Source organism: Streptomyces sp. G7(2002) (assembly GCF_028870195.1).
GTDB classification, from domain to species: domain Bacteria; phylum Actinomycetota; class Actinomycetes; order Streptomycetales; family Streptomycetaceae; genus Streptomyces; species Streptomyces nigrescens.
In genome coordinates this window covers 1564496-1582618 of record NZ_CP102609.1, presented here as the reverse complement: position 1 = coordinate 1582618, position 18123 = coordinate 1564496, and the positions used below count along the sequence as shown (strand labels likewise).

General features: G+C 70.3%; 7 protein-coding genes and 1 pseudogene. 4 read left to right on the top strand and 4 right to left on the bottom strand.

All coding sequences use genetic code 11. From position 1 onward, the window contains the following. Positions 1-29: 29 nt before the first annotated feature. Positions 30-854, bottom strand: a complete 825-nt coding sequence (locus NUT86_RS06015; protein ID WP_093641122.1) for a hypothetical protein — start codon at positions 852-854, stop codon at positions 30-32. A gap of 518 nt (positions 855-1372) precedes the next feature. Between NUT86_RS06015 and NUT86_RS06010 the strand changes: the two genes are divergently transcribed. The 3 genes from NUT86_RS06010 to NUT86_RS06000 all read left to right on the top strand — a co-directional run bounded on the left by NUT86_RS06010 (position 1373) and on the right by NUT86_RS06000 (position 4910). Next, a complete protein-coding gene (locus NUT86_RS06010) occupies positions 1373-3271 on the top strand; it encodes a sensor histidine kinase (RefSeq protein WP_274733943.1) in 1899 nt (632 codons plus the stop codon). Beyond that, positions 3253-3909 carry a response regulator transcription factor gene (locus NUT86_RS06005; protein ID WP_018093232.1) on the top strand — a complete coding sequence of 219 codons (657 nt, stop codon included), beginning with the start codon at positions 3253-3255 and terminating at the stop codon, positions 3907-3909. The genes NUT86_RS06010 and NUT86_RS06005 overlap by 19 nt, the downstream gene beginning before the upstream one ends. Before the next feature lie 302 nt (positions 3910-4211). After that, positions 4212-4910, top strand: coding sequence for a tectonin domain-containing protein (locus NUT86_RS06000; RefSeq protein WP_159490777.1), 699 nt, complete (start codon positions 4212-4214; stop codon positions 4908-4910). 20 nt (positions 4911-4930) lie between these two features. On the opposite strand, the pseudogene NUT86_RS05995 reads toward NUT86_RS06000, so the two are convergent. The 3 genes and pseudogenes from NUT86_RS05995 to NUT86_RS05985 all read right to left on the bottom strand — a co-directional run. Next, positions 4931-5059 (bottom strand): annotated as a pseudogene (locus tag NUT86_RS05995) (IS5/IS1182 family transposase); the annotation flags it as partial. 47 nt (positions 5060-5106) lie between these two features. Then, complete coding sequence (locus NUT86_RS05990) at positions 5107-6117, bottom strand: ACP S-malonyltransferase (RefSeq protein ID WP_274733938.1); 1011 nt, start codon at positions 6115-6117, stop codon at positions 5107-5109. A 2-nt stretch (positions 6118-6119) separates the two neighbouring features. Further along, positions 6120-6491, bottom strand: a complete 372-nt coding sequence (locus tag NUT86_RS05985; protein ID WP_274733935.1) for a hypothetical protein — start codon at positions 6489-6491, stop codon at positions 6120-6122. A gap of 815 nt (positions 6492-7306) precedes the next feature. Here NUT86_RS05985 and NUT86_RS05980 point away from each other — a divergent pair. After that, a complete protein-coding gene (locus NUT86_RS05980; RefSeq protein ID WP_274733933.1) occupies positions 7307-18106 on the top strand; it encodes a type I polyketide synthase in 10800 nt (3599 codons plus the stop codon). Positions 18107-18123 lie beyond the last annotated feature (17 nt).

The following is an 18123-nucleotide window of genomic DNA, read 5'->3' as shown; positions in this document are numbered from 1 at the left end:
AGCCTTTGCGGTCGCGGTGGACGGATTCCTCAGCCGTCCGAGCGCAGACACACCGTGTCCAGCGGAACGTCCAGCGGCTTGAGCGTTCCGCAGGGCGGTGTGTCGGCGCCCCAGGCAGTCAGGCTCGGCATCGTCAGCGTGCCGTCCCCGTGGGGCCGGGCGAAGGTCACCCCGTGCGCGCCGACGGCGTCGGCCAGCTCGACCAGCCACCGGGTCGCCTCGTTCCCCGGCGGGGGCGGGATGACGCGGGTGTACAGCTGGGTGGGCAGCCCGGCGGCGACCGTGGCACGCGTACCGGAGACAAGGGATCTCAGACGCCGCTCCCGCTCGTCGGGTCCTAAGTGATGCCGTCCGGTGACCGCGCTGTCCACGCAGATGCGCAGTGCGTCGACGCAGTCGGCGAGCGCTTCCGCGTGGCGCTCGGCCGGACAGTGTTCGGTGGTGAGGCTGACCGTGCAGCCATCGTCGGTGAGATGGCCGGCGATGTCGGTGAGATCGGGAGTGGGCAGCGGCTCCACCTCGTGCAGGTCCACGGTCAGCAGCCCGGCGCAGGCCAGCGCGCGCGCCGCGCGGCGGTGAACGGAATCCGCGGGCACACACGTGGGCGACGGATCGCGCTGGACCACCGGGGACCAACGGACCCCGAGGGCCCCCGAACCGCCCAGTGCGATCGGGTCGGCCACGGGGTGCGTCGCGACCTCGCTCGCCCGCAGCATGGTGCGTCCCACCGTGATCAGCTGGTTCCGGTAGTGGGTCATACCGGTCAAGGGGTCATGTACGACGAGGCGACCGGCGCAGACGCCGACGCCGTAGACCCGGGGCGGTGTGACGGATGCGCCGCGCGACGACCGCATCGAATTACCTCCTGGCGATGAGGGAGGGGAGTCGGTATGGACCTTTGTCCATCGTGAATCGTCGTATGCAGAAAATATGCCGTGGCGGCACATTCCGTGAATCAAGCTACGGCCACACGACGGGTGGAGCTAGCTCTACCCCGGTTGACGGATATCTCATTCCTTACCCAGGAGGGGGAAGAGTCCGCGGGCGTGGTGCCGGTGACGGCTTCACCGGCCATCCTTGTAGGGGGCAATGCTCTTTTTCCAGCCATGTGCGGGGGCCGCTGGCGGAGAGCGGCGGTGAGCGGGGCGGCCGTGTGGAAGGTGCCGATCCGCTACGGGACGCGTCACTGATATGCGCCGCACCGCACACTCCCCTCAGGCACCGGGAATTGAGGATCGATTCCCGGCCAGCGCCTCCCTATTGAGGCCATGGGTGTCGGCCAAAGAAAACCGAGAACCCCCTACCCCCGGTCGGTATCGTGGCATCCGGCGATCGCTCCCGCCGGGGGCATCGGAAAGTACGGGGAGATTCGATGTTCGGACGGCACCTGTGGGCGCCCCTGCGCGGCCTTGCGCTGTTCGGGCTGGGACTCACCGCCGGCCCGATGCTGGCCGCCGTCGGCCTCGGCACGCTCTTCGGCATCCAGGCGCTCGCCCAGTGGTACCGCGATCCGCTCAATGTGTACCGCACCCTCGCGAGCCGGTGGTGCGGGGTGGACATCCCGGTGCCGTACCAGCCCCCGCCGCCGCCCCCCGAACCCGAACACGACGGCTGGTACCGCTACAAGAACCGGCTCTACCTGACCCCGAAGAAGCTCTCCTACGAACGGCGTTGGGACTGGCTGGTCAAGGACCCGGCCACCTCCCGGGACATCCTGTGGATGCTGATCAACCCCTTCGTCGGCAGCGTCACGGCGCTGCTGCCGCTCACGCTGGTCGTGGTGGGAACCACGTTCCCCTGGTCCTGGCCGGGACTTCCCGGGATCACCGTCCCGATCGCCGTGGCGACGGCACTGGCCGGCTTCGGCTTCGGGCCGGTCCTGCTCCATCTGCACGGCCGCTGGACCTGCCAACTGCTCGCGGCCGCAACCGACTCGGGGATACGCCGTGCGCTGATCTGGATCGGCCGCGGTGGGCTCGCCACCTGGCGGCTGGCCCTCACCGCCGGACTCGCGGTCGCCGAACTGGCCGCCGCACTCATGCATCTGCTGGCCATGGTGCCGATCCTGCTGTGGGCCTGGCCGACCGTGCTGGTCGCCGGCCGGCAGCTCACCTCCTGGCGCCGGCATCAGATCCAGGAGTGGACCGGCATCCGGATCGACCGGCCCTATCTGCCCGAACCGGCCCTGCCACCGCCCCGGCCCGACGGCACCTACCAGATCGGCCGCACGCTCCACCGCACCCCGGAGATGGCGCTGCGGTCCCTGCGGTACCGGCAGAACGCACGGGATCTGGCCACCTGGCGGGACCTGCTGTGGCTCCTGCTCGACCCCGTCGTCGGGGTGCTGCTCGCCGCGCTTCCCGTAGTGGTCACCGGGTACTGCTTCTTCGGCCTGATCTGGTCGTGGGCCTGGGCATCGCTGCTTCAGCCCTTCGTCGACTTCCACACGTTCGAGAGCTGGCCCCTGATCATCCATGTCATCCCGGTCATCGGCGACTACCCGATCGCCACCGCCCCGCTGATCGGCGTGATCGGCACCCTTATCGGGAGCCTGCTCGCCATCCCGCTGCTGCGGCTGCACGGCCTGTGGAGCTGGCTCCTCCTCGGGCCGACCAAGTCGGCCCTGCTCGGCCGCCGGGTGGACCAGCTCACCGAGACCCGGACGGAGGCCCGGGAGACCCTCTCCTCCGAGCTGCGCCGGATCGAACGGGACCTGCACGACGGAGCGCAGGCGCAGTGGGTGGCCATGGGGATGAAACTCGGCGCCATCGAGGCGCTCATCGAACGGGACCCGGCGTCCGCCAAGATGATGGTCGGGACCGCCAGGGAAGCCTCCGCGAAAGCCCTCATCGAGTTACGCCATCTGATCCGTGGCATCAACCCACCGGTGCTCGCCGAACGCGGTATCGCGGACGCCATCCGCGGACTGGCCCTGGACTCGCCGCTCTCGGTCGGTCTGCGGATCGACCTGCCCGGCCGCCCCGAGCGCCCGGTCGAGTCCGCCGCCTATTTCGCGGTGTCCGAACTGCTCACCAATGTTTCCAAACACGCCGACGCGGACCGTGTGCGCATCGACGTGCGCCACACGGCGCAGCATCTGCGGATCGCGATCACCGACAACGGGGCCGGTGGCGCCGATCCGGCGAAGGGCAGCGGGCTGCGCGGCGTCCAGCGGCGGCTCGCTACATTCGACGGAAGTCTCGCCGTGCACAGTCCACTTGGCGGTCCCACCACAGTCACTCTGGAGATTCCGTGCGTGTTGTCCTCGTAGAGGACCTCTACCTGCTGCGCGAAGGTCTGACCCATCTGCTCACCGCGCACGGCTTCGAGGTCGTCTCCGCAGTCGAGACCGGCCCGGAGCTGCTCACGGCGGTGGAGGAACACCGGCCCGATGTCGCGATCGTGGATGTCCGGCTACCGCCCACGTTCACCGATGAGGGGCTGCAGGCGGCGCACGAGGCCCGCCGGCGGATCCCCGGCCTGCCCGTCCTGGTGCTCTCCCAGCACGTCGAGCAGCTCTATGCGCGCGAGCTGCTGGCCGACGGTTCCGGTGCCATCGGATATCTGCTGAAGGACCGGGTGTTCAACGCCACGCAGTTCGTGGACGCGCTGCGCCGGGTCGCCGAGGGCGGTACCGCGATGGACCCGGAGGTCATCTCCAAGCTGGTGGAGAGCAATGCCCATCAGGAGCCGCTGGGCACCCTGACCGCCCGGGAGCGGGAGGTCCTGGAGCTGATGGCCGAGGGCTGTTCCAATGCCGCGGTCTCGCACCGCCTCTACATCAGCGAAGGCGCGGTGAGCAAGCACATCGCCAGCGTCTTCACCAAGCTGAACCTCACCAACTCCAATGACACCAACCGCCGGGTGCTCGCGGTCCTCGCCTACTTGAACAGCGCGAACCTGGACTGAGAAGCCGGTCTCGACGTGGAAGCCGAGTAGCCGCGAGCCACCGGGCCGCAGCACACCGAAGTCCGGTGCCTGACAGGCTTGTTGCCTCCCCCGGCCGTCGTTCTGAGCCTTGTGGGTTACGGGGTTTCCGGCCTCCTGATGGCGTGGCGGGAGGGCCGCTTCCCGGACGCACTGGGGGTGAAGGCAAACAAACAGCGATTTTTGGATGATCTCAGCAGTCAATCCGCATATCTGGTCGTTTGGGTGGACCTTCCGGGCGCCAGATTTCTCCTTGCAACGTTCGCGGCAGAGGGGACACGGACATGGCGGACTGGAAGCAGGTCTCTGGCGGTCTCACGACGATCTCGGTGGGGTCGAGGACGCATGTGTGGGGGGTGAATTCGCTGGGTCAGATGTATCGGTACACGGGGCATGACTCCAACCCGTGGGTCGGTATCCCGGGTAAGGCGGTGGACATCGGTGTGGCTGCCGACGGCACCGTCTGGCATGTGAACTCTGGCGGGGGGATCTATCGCTACACCGGGGATCAGGGTTCTACGGACTGGGTGGGTGTGTCCGGTGGTCTGACGCGTATCTCGGTGGGGTCGAGGACGCATGTGTGGGGGGTGAACTCGCTGGGTCAGATGTATCGGTACACCGGGCATGACTCCAACCCGTGGGTCGGTATCCCGGGTAAGGCGGTGGACATCGGCGTGGCCGCTGACGGCACCGTCTGGCATGTGAACTCCGACGGGGCGATTTACCGCTACACCGGGGATCAGGGTTCTACGGACTGGGTGGGTGTGTCCGGTGGTCTGACGCGTATCTCGGTGGGGTCGAGGACGCATGTGTGGGGGGTGAACTCGCTGGGTCAGATGTATCGGTACACAGGGCACGACTCCAACCCGTGGGTCGGTATCCCGGGTAAGGCGGTGGACATCGGTGTGGCTGCCGACGGCACCGTCTGGCATGTGAACTCCGACGGGGCGATCTACCGCTACACCGGAGACCAGCCGAGCTGACCCTGAGGCGGTGAAGGCGAGCGAGGAGGCATGACGAGTCCGGTGCCGGGACGGTAGCCGTCGGCGATGGTAAAGGTGTTGCCGACGGCGTCCTTGGCGCCGGATTCCTCTCCTGCCACGCAGCCGGCCCGATTGCCTGGGAGTGGCCGGCGGCCCGCCTCCGTCTGCCGTCCTCGCACCGGTTCGCCGCCCGCGTTCAGGCGGCCCGGGCCCGGAGTTTCGGTGGTCCCGGACGGAGGGCGTTCTTCGGGTTGACCGTGATGACGTCGAAATTGCGGACCGTGCAGTTCAGCCGGTGGAACATGTCATCGGCGCCGGTGACATAGAGGGATTCCACGCCGAGTCCGGTCATCGAGGTCACCATGTCCGGCCAGCGGATCGCCCGGTCGAAGGTGTCCAGCAGCATCGTCCGCATCGCCTCGGCGGAGTCCACCACCGTTCCGTCGGCGTCCGAGATCACGGGGAGCCGGGGCGCCCTGATCCGGTACTTGGCGATGACCTCCGCCTCCGCCTTGCGGCGCAGGGCACCGAACGCGCCGGCATGCACCGGCGGGCGCATGGTGTACATGGAGTATCCGCCGAGGTCCCGCACGGCCCGGATGAAATCCTCCAGCCGGGATTCGCGCAGGGACACCATGTAGAACCCGCGCTCCAGCACCCCGGAAATGTCGAACCACTCACCCCGGGCCCGCATGTCGTCCAGCAGGGCATGGAACTCTTCGTCCGGGACGCGGTAAACGGAGTGCGTCACCACGTCCGAGTGCTCGGTGGAGAAGTACTCCTTCTCGCAGCGCGCCAGCTCCGCCGTCATCCGTACGACATCGGAGAAATCGAGCGAACCGGCGTACGCGGCCGCCGCCTTCTGGCCGAAGCTGGCCCCGGCGCAGACGTCCGGCCGCATACCGAAGCGGTCCTCGGCCCGGTCAGCGGCGGCGAGCGAGGCGATCAGAAAGGCCAGCTGGGCGTACTCGGAGTAGTCGGCGCCGGCGTCGTGGAAGCGCTCCAGTACGGAGAAGCCGAGCACCTCGTCGGCGGTCGCGAGCCGGTCGCGTGCATACCGGTCGAGCACCAGGAACCGGCCGGCGCTCGCGAAATCGAACCGGCCCATGCCGGGGAACAGAACGGCGGTCCGCGGCTCCGCACCGGAGGCTCGCCCGACGGCCGGCGCGGTGGGGGAGTCCCACCCCTGCGCTTCAGTCCGACCCATGGTCAGGCACACACCTTTTTCAATGTTTTGATGTTGGTGACGGTCGCCTTGACCCACACCGCCACCCGGCCGAAGTCGCGTGCGGCCTCGACGCGTGCCATGCCATATTGATGGGCCACCTGGCGCATGGCCTTCGAGACCTCACGGTCACGCACGTCCTTCGCCAGGTCGCGTAATTCCTTGCCCTTTTTCTCGTAGTCTTCGGCCTTCTTCGGATCCGGCACCAGATCGACGATCCGGAGTGCCTTCACACAGGCGGAAGCCTTGCTCTTGAGCTCGGACGACTTATTGGAATTCCCCTTGTCCGTGCATCCCGCGGTCAGCAGTACCAGTGCTAACGCGAGGACACGGACACGGGCGGCCCCCCTGGGCATAGGATTCCTCCCCATGTCTTGTGCTGTGGTCGTCAACACCGTTCCGGATGACGGCCGTAGAGGGGTTCAGGGTATCCGGTTCGCTCCTCGCCTGTCACCGATGTGCGGAGCAATCGGGCCGGGCGCCGCATGGCGCAAATTAGGGGGTTCGCCGGTACCGGATAGGGGTAGCCGGCGCGGGATCGCCGCTCTAACCTGGCAGCCGCAAGAGAAGTGGGATTTCGCGCGCCCCGATCGTTTCGCGGGCCCGGGTGCCGGCGGGCTGCCCAGGTATGAATGGCTGCCGTGTGCAGGGGGAACGACCGGGCCGCCACGGACGGACGGGGCGGCCGTGGGGCTGTCGGCGGGCCTGCGGCACGCGAGGCCGCGGCCGGTGATTTCGCCACCCGGCCTTCCCCACGACCCGTATCCCCGTATCCCCGCGCGGAACTGTCCTGCTTCACACCCGTGCACCGGGTAATTCACCGCGACCGTCACCGGGAGCGCCCGCAGTACCCCCTGATCACCCCTCACCGCCCCACCCGTATCCCAGGGTTGCGCGATATCCCTTAGGGGAGGCTAGGGGTTGGAGTACCTGTCGGCGATTCCGTAGCGTGGCCCGCAGTGAGTCGAAGGGGGATCTGTCGGGCTTGGAATTCTTGGGAAGCCGACTGCGCGGACTAATTGCGCGCTCTCATCAGGGCGATTGATACGGCGGCCGGCGCGGCAGGGGATGCCGCTGCCGAGTGCGCCGCCGTACAGGTGTCGTGGCGTTCGGTGTCTTTCGGTGTCATCGACGTAAAGGTCCTCCGACCGATTCAGTGGAGTGGAATACGGTGGCGAACAACGAGGGAAAGCTGCTCGAGTACCTCAAGCGGACAACGGCCGAGCTTCGGGATACCCGTGCCCGGCTGACCGAAACCGAGCGGAAAGAGTCGGAGCCGATCGCCATCGTAGGAATGGCGTGCCGCTATCCCGGTGGGGTGTCCTCGCCGGAGGAACTGTGGGAAGCGGTGTCCGCCGGGACCGACGGTGTTTCGGAGTTCCCCGACGACCGTGGCTGGGACCTGGACTCGCTGTACCACCCGGACCCCGAGCACACCGGCACCTCGTACACCCGGGAGGGCGGATTCCTCCACCAGGCGGCGGAGTTCGACCCGGGGTTCTTCGGCATCTCCCCGCATGAGGCGGTGGCGATGGACCCACAGCAGCGGCTGCTGCTGGAGGTGTCCTGGGAGGCCATCGAACGTGCCGGGATCGACCCGGCCTCGCTGCGGGGCAGCAAGACCGGCGTGTTCACCGGCGTGATGTACCACGACTACGGTGCGGGCGTCTCCGGCGTCGCCGAGGACGTCGCGGCGTTCCAGGGCAACGGGGCCGACTCCAGCGTGGTCTCGGGCCGCGTGGCGTACCTCTTCGGCCTGGAAGGACAGGCCGTGACGGTGGACACCGCCTGTTCCTCCTCCCTGGTGGCGCTGCACTGGGCGATTCAGGCCCTGCGGGCCGGCGAATGCAGCATGGCGCTGGCCGGTGGTGTGACCGTCATGTTCACCCCCGAGACCTTCATCGACTTCTCGCGGCAGCGCGGTCTCGCGGCCGACGGCCGCTGCAAGTCCTTCGCGGCGGCCGCGGACGGCACCGGCTGGGGCGAGGGCGCCGGAGTGCTGCTGGTGGAGCGGCTGTCGGACGCCCAGCGCAACGGGCATCCGATCCTCGCCGTGGTGCGGGGCTCCGCGGTCAACCAGGACGGTGCGAGCAGCGGTCTGACCGCGCCGAACGGTCCGGCGCAGCAGCGGGTGATCCGGCAGGCGCTGGCCAACGCCCGGCTGTCCACGGGTGACGTGGACGCGGTGGAGGCGCACGGCACCGGCACGCGGCTGGGTGACCCGATCGAGGCGCAGGCGCTGCTGGCCACGTACGGGCAGGACCGGCAGCAGGGCCAGCCGCTCTGGCTGGGCTCGATCAAGTCGAACATCGGGCACACCCAGGCCGCCGCGGGCGTGGCCGGTGTGATGAAGATGGTCCTGGCCATGCGGCACGGGACGCTGCCGAAGACCCTGCACGTGGATGAGCCCTCGCCGCAGGTGGACTGGTCGGCCGGCGCGGTGGAGCTGCTCACCCGGGCACGCGAGTGGCCGGACTCCGGCCGCCCCCGCCGGGCGGGCGTGTCCTCCTTCGGGATCAGCGGCACCAACGCGCACGTCGTACTGGAGCAGGCGCCGGTTCCGGGTCCGGACGACGCCCAGCCGCCGGCCCCGGACGACGCACCTGCCGCCGCCCCGTCCGCGCCCGGGATCGTGCCGTGGATGCTGTCCGCACGGTCGCGGGAGGCACTGGCCGCACAGGCCGGGCGCCTGGCGTCCCACGTGGCGTCCCGGCCGGAACTGGACCCGGTCGACATCGGCTTCTCGCTGGTGACCACGCGGGCGGGGCTGGACTACCGCGCGGCGGTGACCGGTACCGACCGCGAAGAACTGCTCGCCGGTATACGGGCACTGGCCGAGGACACCGAGCAGCCGCGTGCCGTGAGCGAGGGCCGGCTCGCGATGCTCTTCACCGGCCAGGGGGCGCAGCGGCCGGGCATGGGCCGCGAACTCTACGAGGCCTACCCGGTGTTCGCACGGGCCTGGGACGAGGTGTGCGCGGAGTTCGACGGTCTGCTGCCGCGGCCGCTGACCGAGGTGGTCTGGGCCGCGTCCGGCGGTGGCGAGCAGGAGCTCCTCCACCAGACGCAGTATGCGCAGGCGGCGTTGTTCGCGCTGGAGGTCGCGCTCTTCCGGCTCGTCGAGTCCTACGGCGTGGTTCCGGACGTCCTGCTGGGCCACTCCATCGGCGAGGTCACGGCGGCCCATCTCGCCGGTGTCTGGTCGCTCGCGGACGCGGCGCAGCTGGTCGCGGCCCGTGGGCGGCTGATGCAGGCCCTGCCCGGTGGCGGCGTGATGGTGTCGGTGGCGGCGTCCGAGGACGAGGTGCGCGCGCTGCTGGAGGGCCGGGAGCAGGTCGGGATCGCGGCGGTGAACGGACCGGCATCGGTGGTGCTCTCCGGTGCCGCCGAGCCCGTGGAACAGGTGGTCGCGGCGCTGGAGTCCCGTGGCCGGAAGGTGAAGGGGCTGCGGGTGAGCCATGCCTTCCACTCGCCGCTCATGGAGCCGATGCTGGCCGAGTTCCGCACGGTCGTGTCCCAACTCACCTACTCCGACGCCCGGTTGCCCGTCGTGTCGAATGTGACCGGCCGGCTCGCCGAGCCCGCCGAACTCCGCGACCCGGAGTACTGGGTACGCCACGTCCGGGAAGCCGTCCGCTTCCACGACGGCATCCAGGCCGCCCACGCCGACGGCGTCACCACCTTCCTCGAACTCGGCCCCGGCGGAGTGCTCTCCGCCATGGGACGCGACTGCCTGCCCGATGACGACACCGTCACCTTCCAGCCCAGCCTGCGGTCACCGTTCGCCGACCCCGAGGCACTGCTGAAGGCGCTGACCGGACTGTGGACCCGGGGCGTCCGCCTGGACCGGGCCGCCCTGCTGCCCGGGGGCCGGCGGGTGGACCTGCCGACCTACGCCTTCCAGCGGCAGCGCTACTGGCTGGAGGGCGCCGCCGGAGGCGCGGACGTGACCTCCGCCGGACTCGGTGCGGGAAACCATCCGCTGCTCGGCGCGGTGCTGCCGCTGCCCGGCTCCGACGGATTCCTGCTGACCGGCCGGCTGTCCCTGGCCACCCACCCCTGGCTTGCCGACCATGTCGTCCTGGGCACCGTGGTGGTGCCGGGCTCCGCCCTCGTCGAGCTGGCCGTCCAAGCCGGTGACCAGGCCGGCTGCGAGCTCATCGAGGAACTGACGCCGCTCGATCCGCTGGTCCTGCCCGCACGGGGCGGGGTGCGGATCCAGATCACCGTGGACGCGCCGGACGAAAACGGCCGACGGGAACTGTCCGTGTTCTCCCAGGCCGAGGACGCCGACGACACCCGGCCCTGGACCCGGCACGCCACCGGTGTGCTTGCCGCCGGCCCCGCGCACGTACCGGCCTTCCCGGAGATCTCCTGGCCCCCGGCCGCCGCCGAACCCCTCACCGTGGACGGGCTCTACGACGAGCTGGCGGCGACCGGCTTCGGCTACGGGCCGGTCTTCCAAGGCGTACGCGCGGCCTGGCGACGCGGCGAGGACCTCTACGCCGAGGTCGCCCTCCCCGACGAACCGGCCGCCCAGGCGGACGGCTACGGGCTGCACCCCGCCCTGCTGGAAGCCGTCGTCCAGACCCTGAGCCGGGCCGAGTCCGGCACCGACGGCCCACGGCTGCCCTCCTCGTGGTCCGGCTTCCGGCTGCACGCCGTGGGCGCCACGACCTTGCGCGTCAAGATTTCCCCGGCCGGTGCGGACGGCTTCTCCGTACTGGCGGCCGACGCGGACAACGCCGTGGTCGCCTCCGTGGACCGGGTCGCCCGCCGCGCCGTGACGGCCGACGAGCTCACCACCGGCTCGCACACCCCGGACTCGCTGTACCGGCTGGACTGGACACCGGTCCCGGCCGCCGAACGGACCGGCGGCACCTGGGCGGTCCTCGGTGACGACCCCGCCCTCGCCGCCGCGCTGGGCGCCTCCGTGCTCGACCCGGAGGACACCGACGCCCCGGTACCGGACACCGTGGTGCTGCCGGTAACCGGGGCCACACCCGGCACCGTGCCCGACGCCGTACGGGAAACCTCTCATCAGCTCCTGGCCCGACTGCAGTGGTGGCTGGCCGAAGAGCGGTTCGCCGGCACCCGGCTGATGGTGCTCACCCGTGGCGCGGTCTCGGTCGCGGAGGAACCGGTCGACCTGGTGACGGCACCGGTCTGGGGCCTGGTGCACTCCACACAGTCGGAGCACCCCGACCGGCTCGTCCTGGTCGACATTGACGACGACACCCGGTCCCTGGACGCGCTGCCCGCGGCGGCCGGCGCAGGGGAACCGGAGCTGGCGATCCGCGGCGGTCGCCTCTCGGCGCCCCGCCTCGCCCAACTGCCCGCGCCCGAACGGGAACCCGACCCGGTGTGGACCGCGGACGGCACCGTACTGGTCACCGGCGGCACCGGCAGCCTCGGCGCGATCACCGCCCGCCACCTCGTGGCCGACCTCGGCGTCCGGCACCTGCTGCTGACCAGCCGCCGCGGTATGGCCGCCGAAGGCGCAGCGGAACTCCGCGACGAGCTGACCGCACTCGGCGCACAGGTGACCATCGCCGCATGCGACGCCGCGGACCGGGAAGCGCTGGCCGCCCTGCTGGCCACCGTCCCGGCGGACACCCCGCTGACCGGGGTTGTCCACACCGCGGGCGTGCTGGACGACGGCGTCCTCGCCTCGCTGAACCCGGAGCGCATGGACAAGGTGCTGCGGCCCAAGGTGGACGCGGCCTGGAACCTGCACGAGCTGACCCGCGACCTCGACCTGTCCGCGTTCATCCTGTTCTCCGCCGCGTGCAGCGTCTTCGACGCACCCGGACAGGCGAACTACGTGGCGGCCAACGCCTTCCTCGACGCGCTGGCCGAACACCGCCACGGCCTCGGTCTGCCGTGTGTCTCGCTGGCCTGGGGCCTGTGGGCGCAGGACGGCGGCGGTATGGCCGGCGGACTCGGCGAGAACGACCTGCGGCGCATGGCCCGCAAGGGCATCGTGGCGCAGGCCCCGGACGAGGGCATGCGCATGTTCGACGGCGCCGTCCGCTCCGGCGCGCCCCTGGTCGTACCGGTGCGCCTGGACATCAACGTCCTGGCCGTCACCGGTGACTTCCCGCCGATGCTGCACGGCCTGGTGCCGTTCCGCCGGCGCACCGCGGCGACGGCCGGTGCCGGAACCGGCGACTCCCTGCGGGAGAAGCTGGCCGGACTGCCACAGGCCGACCAGGACCGGGCTCTGCTCGACGTGGTCACCGCACAGATCGCCCTGGTCCTCGGCTACGCCGGCGGCGGCGCGGTGGAGACCTCCCGCGCGTTCCGGGACCTCGGCTTCGATTCACTGACCGCGGTGGAACTGCGCAACCGCCTGGACACGGTGACCGGCCTGAGCCTGTCCGCGACCCTGGTCTTCGACTACCCCACCCCCGTCGCCCTGGTCCGGCACCTGCGGGAGCAGCTGCTCGGCGAAGCGGCCGCACCCGTCGCCGTGCGGTCCACCGCGCCGGCGGCCGACGACGACGATCCCATCGTCATCGTCGGGATGGCCTGCCGGTTCCCCGGCCAGGTGACCTCCCCCGACGACCTGTGGAACCTGCTGGTCTCCGGCGGCGACGCCATCGGCGACTTCCCGGAGAACCGCGGCTGGGACGTCGAAGGCATCTACGATCCGGACCCCGGCCGCAGCGGAAAGACCTACACCCGCGAAGGCGGATTCCTCCACGACGTCGCCGACTTCGACGCGAGCTTCTTCGAGATCAACCCCCGTGAAGCGCTGGCCACCGATCCCCAGCAGCGGATCCTGCTGGAGACCGTCTGGGAGGCCTTCGAGAACGCGGGCATCGACCCGACCACCTTGCGCGGCAGCAAAACCGGTGTGTTCGCCGGAGTGAGCTACCACGACTACGCCCCGCCGAGCGGCCAGATCCCCGAGGACCTCGAAGGCTATGTCGGGACCGGCAGCGCGGGCAGCGTCCTGTCCGGCCGGGTCTCCTACACCTTCGGCCTCGAAGGCCCCGCGGTGACCGTGGACACGGCCTGCTCCTCCTCCCTGGTCGCCCTGCACTGGGCCATCCAGGCGCTGCGCACCGGGGAGTGCACCCTGGCCCTGGCCGGCGGTGTCTCCGTGATGTCCACCCCGGACACCTTCGTCGACTTCTCCCGGCAGCGCGGCCTGTCCGCGGACGGCCGCTGCAAGGCCTTCGCCGCCGCGGCGGACGGCACCGGCTGGGGCGAGGGCGTCGGCATGGTCCTGGTCGAGCGCCTTTCGGACGCCCGGCGCAACGGCCACACGGTCCTTGCGGTCGTCCGGGGTTCGGCCGTGAACCAGGACGGCGCGTCCAACGGTCTGACCGCCCCCAACGGCCCCTCGCAGCAGCGCGTCATCGAACAGGCCCTGGCCAACGCGGGGGTGACCGCCGATCAGGTCGACGCGGTCGAGGCCCACGGCACCGGTACGCGGCTGGGTGACCCCATCGAGGCCCAGGCGTTGATAGCGACCTACGGCCGGGACCGGACGGCCGACCGGCCCCTGTGGCTGGGCTCGATCAAGTCCAACATCGGGCACACCCAGGCCGCCGCCGGTATGGCCGGCGTGATGAAGATGGTGCTGGCCATGCGGCACGGGCTGTTGCCGAAGACCCTGCATGTCGATGCGCCCACCCCGCACGTGGACTGGTCCGCCGGCAGCGTCGAGCTGCTGACCGATCTCCGGCAGTGGCCGAAGACCGGCGAACCCTGGCGGGCGGGTGTCTCGTCCTTCGGGATCAGCGGGACGAACGCGCATGTGGTGCTGGAGCAGGCGCCTGCCTCCGACCCGGTGGCTGTGGAGCCGGTTCAGGGCGAACCGGCTGAGGCGGTTGCGGCGGCGGCGCGGGCCGGTGTGGTGCCGTGGGTGCTGTCGGCGCGTTCGGAGGAGGCGTTGGCGGCTCAGGCGGAGCGGTTGGTGTCCTTCGTGGAGGGGCGTCCGGAGCTGGGTCTGGCTGATGTCGGGTTCTCTCTGCTGAGCACGCGGGCGGAGCTGGAGCACCGGGCTGTGGTGGTCGGCGCTGAGAAGGATCAGTTGCTGAGTGGTTTGCGTGGTCTCGCCGGCGGCCTGGAGGGGCCGGGTGTGGTGCGCGGCAGTGTGGCGGCTACGGCGGCTTCCGGTGCGGTGCTGGTGTTCCCTGGCCAGGGTTCGCAGTGGCTGGGCATGGCGGATGAACTGCTCGCCAATTCCCCGGTGTTCGCGGGTCGGATGGCTGAGTGTGGTGAGGCGCTGTCGGAGTTTGTGTCCTGGAAGTTGGATGAGGTTCTGTCCGACGAGGACATGCTGGCGCGGGTTGATGTGGTTCAGCCTGTGTTGTGGGCGGTGATGGTGTCGCTGGCTGCGGTCTGGGAGGACTGTGGCGTGGTGCCTGCTGCTGTGGTGGGGCATTCGCAGGGGGAGATTGCCGCGGCCTGTGTGGCGGGGATTTTGTCGCTGCATGATGGTGCCCGGGTGGTGGCGTTGCGCAGTCAGGCCATCGGCAGGGTTCTTGCCGGGCGTGGTGGCATGGTCTCCGTCGCCGGTTCGCGTGAGGCGGTGCAGGACCGCATCGCCAAGTGGGGCGAGCGGCTGTCCGTGGCTGCTATCAACGGCCCGTCGTCGACGGTGGTTTCAGGCGAACCGGAGGCCTTGCAGGAGCTGCTGGCGGAGTGTGCTGAGCAGGAGGTGCGGGCTCGGCAGGTTCCGGTGGATTACGCCTCGCACGGTGCGCAGGTCGAGGAGCTGCGCGAGGAGCTTGCGACGGTCCTGGCCGAGGTGCGCCCTGGCCAGGGTCGGGTTCCGTTCTACTCCGCGGTGAATGCCTCGGTCGTCTCCGGTGAGGAGCTGGGCGCCGGGTACTGGTTCGAGAATCTGCGTAACACGGTGCGGTTCGAGGAAGCCATCCAGGCGCTGCTGGCGGACGGGCACGGCGTTTTCGTCGAATGCAGTGCGCACCCCGTCCTGACGCCGGGAATCGAGGACACCGCGCAGGAGGCGGGCAGCCCCGTCGTGGTGACGGGATCTCTCCGCCGCGACGAGGGCGGCTGGTCCCGTTTCGCGCAGTCGCTCGGCCAGCTCTGGGCGTATGGCGTCCCGCTGGAATGGATTTCCCTGCTCCCGTCCGGGCAGCGGGTCCAGCTTCCGACCTACGCCTTCCAGCGGCAGCGCTACTGGCTGGAGACCTCGTCCGGTGCCGGGGACGTGTCCTCGGTGGGGCTGGGCGCGGCGGATCATCCGCTGCTCGGTGCCGCGGTGGCGTTGCCGGACTCCGACGGCTTCTTGTTCACCGGGCGGCTGTCGCTGGCCACGCACCGTTGGCTGGCCGATCACACCGTGCTGGACACGGTGTTGGTGCCGGGTACCGGGCTGGTCGAGATGGCCATCCGGGCCGGGGACCAGGTGGGTTGTGACCTGCTGGAGGAACTCACGCTGGAGACACCGCTGATCCTCGCGCCGACCGGTGGTGTGCAGCTGCGGGTCACCGTCGGTGAGTCCGATGAGAACGGGCGCCGGAACCTCGCGGTGTTCTCCCGCGACGAGAACGCAGCGGCCGAACAGCGGTGGACCCGGCACGCGACCGGTGTGCTCGCCGTCGGAAGCGGAACTCCGGGCGTGCTCGGCGAGGAGGCCTGGCCGCCTGCCGGTGCCGAAGTCGTTTCGGTGGACGGGTTCTACGGGGAACTCGCCGAGGCGGGCTACGAGTACGGCCCGGTGTTCCAGGGGCTGCGCGCGGCCTGGCGACGCGGTGACGAGGTGTTCGCCGAGGTCGCCCTGCCCGAGGAAGCCGTCGGAGAGGCGGGCCGGTTCGGTCTGCACCCGGCACTCCTCGACGCGGTTCTGCACACGGTGGGTCTTGGCGAGGCCCACGGCGACGAGGGGCCGGGGCTGCCGTTCGCCTGGACCGGGGTCCAGCTGCATGCGGTGGGCGCCACCGCGCTGCGCGCCAGGCTGAGCAAGGCCGGCGAGAACGGTGTGCGGGTCGTGGTGAGCGATGCCGACGGTGCCCCTGTGGCGACCGTCGAGTCGCTGGTCATGCGTGAGGTCTCGGCCGACCAGATGCGGGTCGCCGGCAGCGGCCAGGACTCGGTCTTCCGGCTCGACTGGACGGAACTGCCCCACTTCTCCGGCCGAGGCAACGGGAAGTCCCTGGCCGTGGTCGGGCCCGAGGCCGACGTGTTCGCGGGTGTCCTGCGGGCCGCCGGTATCGAGGCGGGTACCGCGGCGGATCTGGCGGTGCTCGGCACGCAGGACCCGGTGCCGGAGTATGTGCTGCTGCCGGTGCCCGCGGCCGGTCCCGGCGCTGTGCCGGATGCCGTGCGCTCGGCCGTGTACCAGGTGCTGGGCACGGTGCAGACCTGGCTGGCCGAGAGCCGGTTCGCCGACGCGAAACTGGTGGTCCTCACCCGGGGTGCGGTCGCCGTGAACGGTGAGCAGAGCCCGGATCTCGCGCTGGCTCCCGTCTGGGGCCTGGTGCGGTCGGCCCAGTCCGAGAACCCGGGCCGGATCGTGCTCGCCGACCTCGATGGCGAGGAGTCGTCGCTGCGGGCCCTGCCCGCCCTGCTTGCCGAGGCGGAACCGCAACTGGCGGTGCGCGGCGGGGTCGCCTCCGCGGCCCGGCTGGCCCGTTCCGGGCCGGTGGATCCGGACCGGAAGCCCGTATGGGCCGGTCAAGGAACGGTGCTGATCACCGGTGGCACCGGCATGCTGGCCGGTCTGGTAGCGCGGCACCTGGTCGCCGAGCATGGTGCGAAGCGGCTGATTCTGGCCGGCCGCCGGGGCCTGGCCGCCGACGGGGCCCCGCGGCTCCGGGACGAGCTGACCGAGCTGGGTGCCCACGTGGAGGTGGTCGCCTGTGACGCGGCCGACCGGAACGCGCTGGGTGAACTGCTCGCCGGGATACCGGCGGAGGCGCCGCTGACCGGGGTGGTGCACACCGCCGGGGTGCTGGACGACGGACTGATCGGCGCGCTGACCCCGGAGCGGACCGAGACCGTGCTGCGGCCCAAGGTCGACGCGGCCTGGAATCTGCACGAGCTGACCCAGGACCTGAACCTGTCGGCGTTCGTGCTGTTCTCCTCGGCCTCCGGGGTGCTCGGCGCGCCCGGCCAGGCCAACTACGCGGCGGCGAGCACCTTCCTCGACGCGCTGGCCGAGCACCGGCACGCCCACGGCCTCCCTGCGTTGTCACTGGCCTGGGGGCTCTGGTCGGAGCGCAGCGACCTCACCAGGAAGCTCACGGAGACCGATCTGCGGCGGATGAGCCGGGAGGGGCTGCCGCCGATGTCCTCGGAGGAGGGCGTGGCACTGTTCGACGTGGTGGGCGCCGCCGGAACCCCGGTGGTGATTCCCGTGGCGCTGGACGCCAAGAAGGTCGCGGCAGCCGGGGAGGTGCCCGCGATCCTGCGCGGCATCGTCCGCACTCCCGCGCGCCGTACGGTGAGCGCCGGGCCCGCCGTGGCGAAGTCCCTGCGCGAACGGCTGGCGGGGGTGCCGGCCGCCGAACGCGCCGGTGTGGTCCTGGACTTGGTGCGTACGCACACCGCCATGGTGCTGGGGCACTCCGGTGCCGGCATGGTCAACGCGGATCAGAGCTTCAGTGAGCTGGGCTTCGACTCACTGACCGCGGTGGAGCTGCGCAACGGCCTGCATGCGGAGACCGGGCTGCGGTTGCCGGCCACCTTGGTCTTCGACTACCCGACCTCCGCGGCACTGGCGAACCACATTCTCGCCGGCCTCGTCGATGACGAACCCGATGCCGTCGCCACGGCGCTGGCGACCATCACCAAGCTGGAAAACGCTCTTTTGACGCTGGAAACGGAAAGCCGTGAACGAACGACCATCACGAAACGCCTTGAGCGGGCCTTGAGCAGGTATCGCGACGGCGGCTCGGCAACGGATAAACGCGACACGAACAGCGATATCCGGGATGCCTCCGCCGATGAACTACTCGACTTCTTCGACCAGGAGTTCGGGAAGTCCTGACCGCGATTCTGTCCACA

Bases quoted from the DNA above. Each gene is read 5' to 3' on its own strand.
- NUT86_RS06015 (WP_093641122.1), bottom strand. From the start codon at position 854: ATGCGGTCGTCGCGCGGCGCATCCGTCACACCGCCCCGGGTCTACGGC.
- NUT86_RS06010 (WP_274733943.1), top strand. From the start codon at position 1,373: ATGTTCGGACGGCACCTGTGGGCGCCCCTGCGCGGCCTTGCGCTGTTC.
- NUT86_RS06000 (WP_159490777.1), top strand. From the start codon at position 4,212: ATGGCGGACTGGAAGCAGGTCTCTGGCGGTCTCACGACGATCTCGGTG.
- NUT86_RS05990 (WP_274733938.1), bottom strand. From the start codon at position 6,117: ATGGGTCGGACTGAAGCGCAGGGGTGGGACTCCCCCACCGCGCCGGCC.
- NUT86_RS05985 (WP_274733935.1), bottom strand. From the start codon at position 6,491: ATGCCCAGGGGGGCCGCCCGTGTCCGTGTCCTCGCGTTAGCACTGGTA.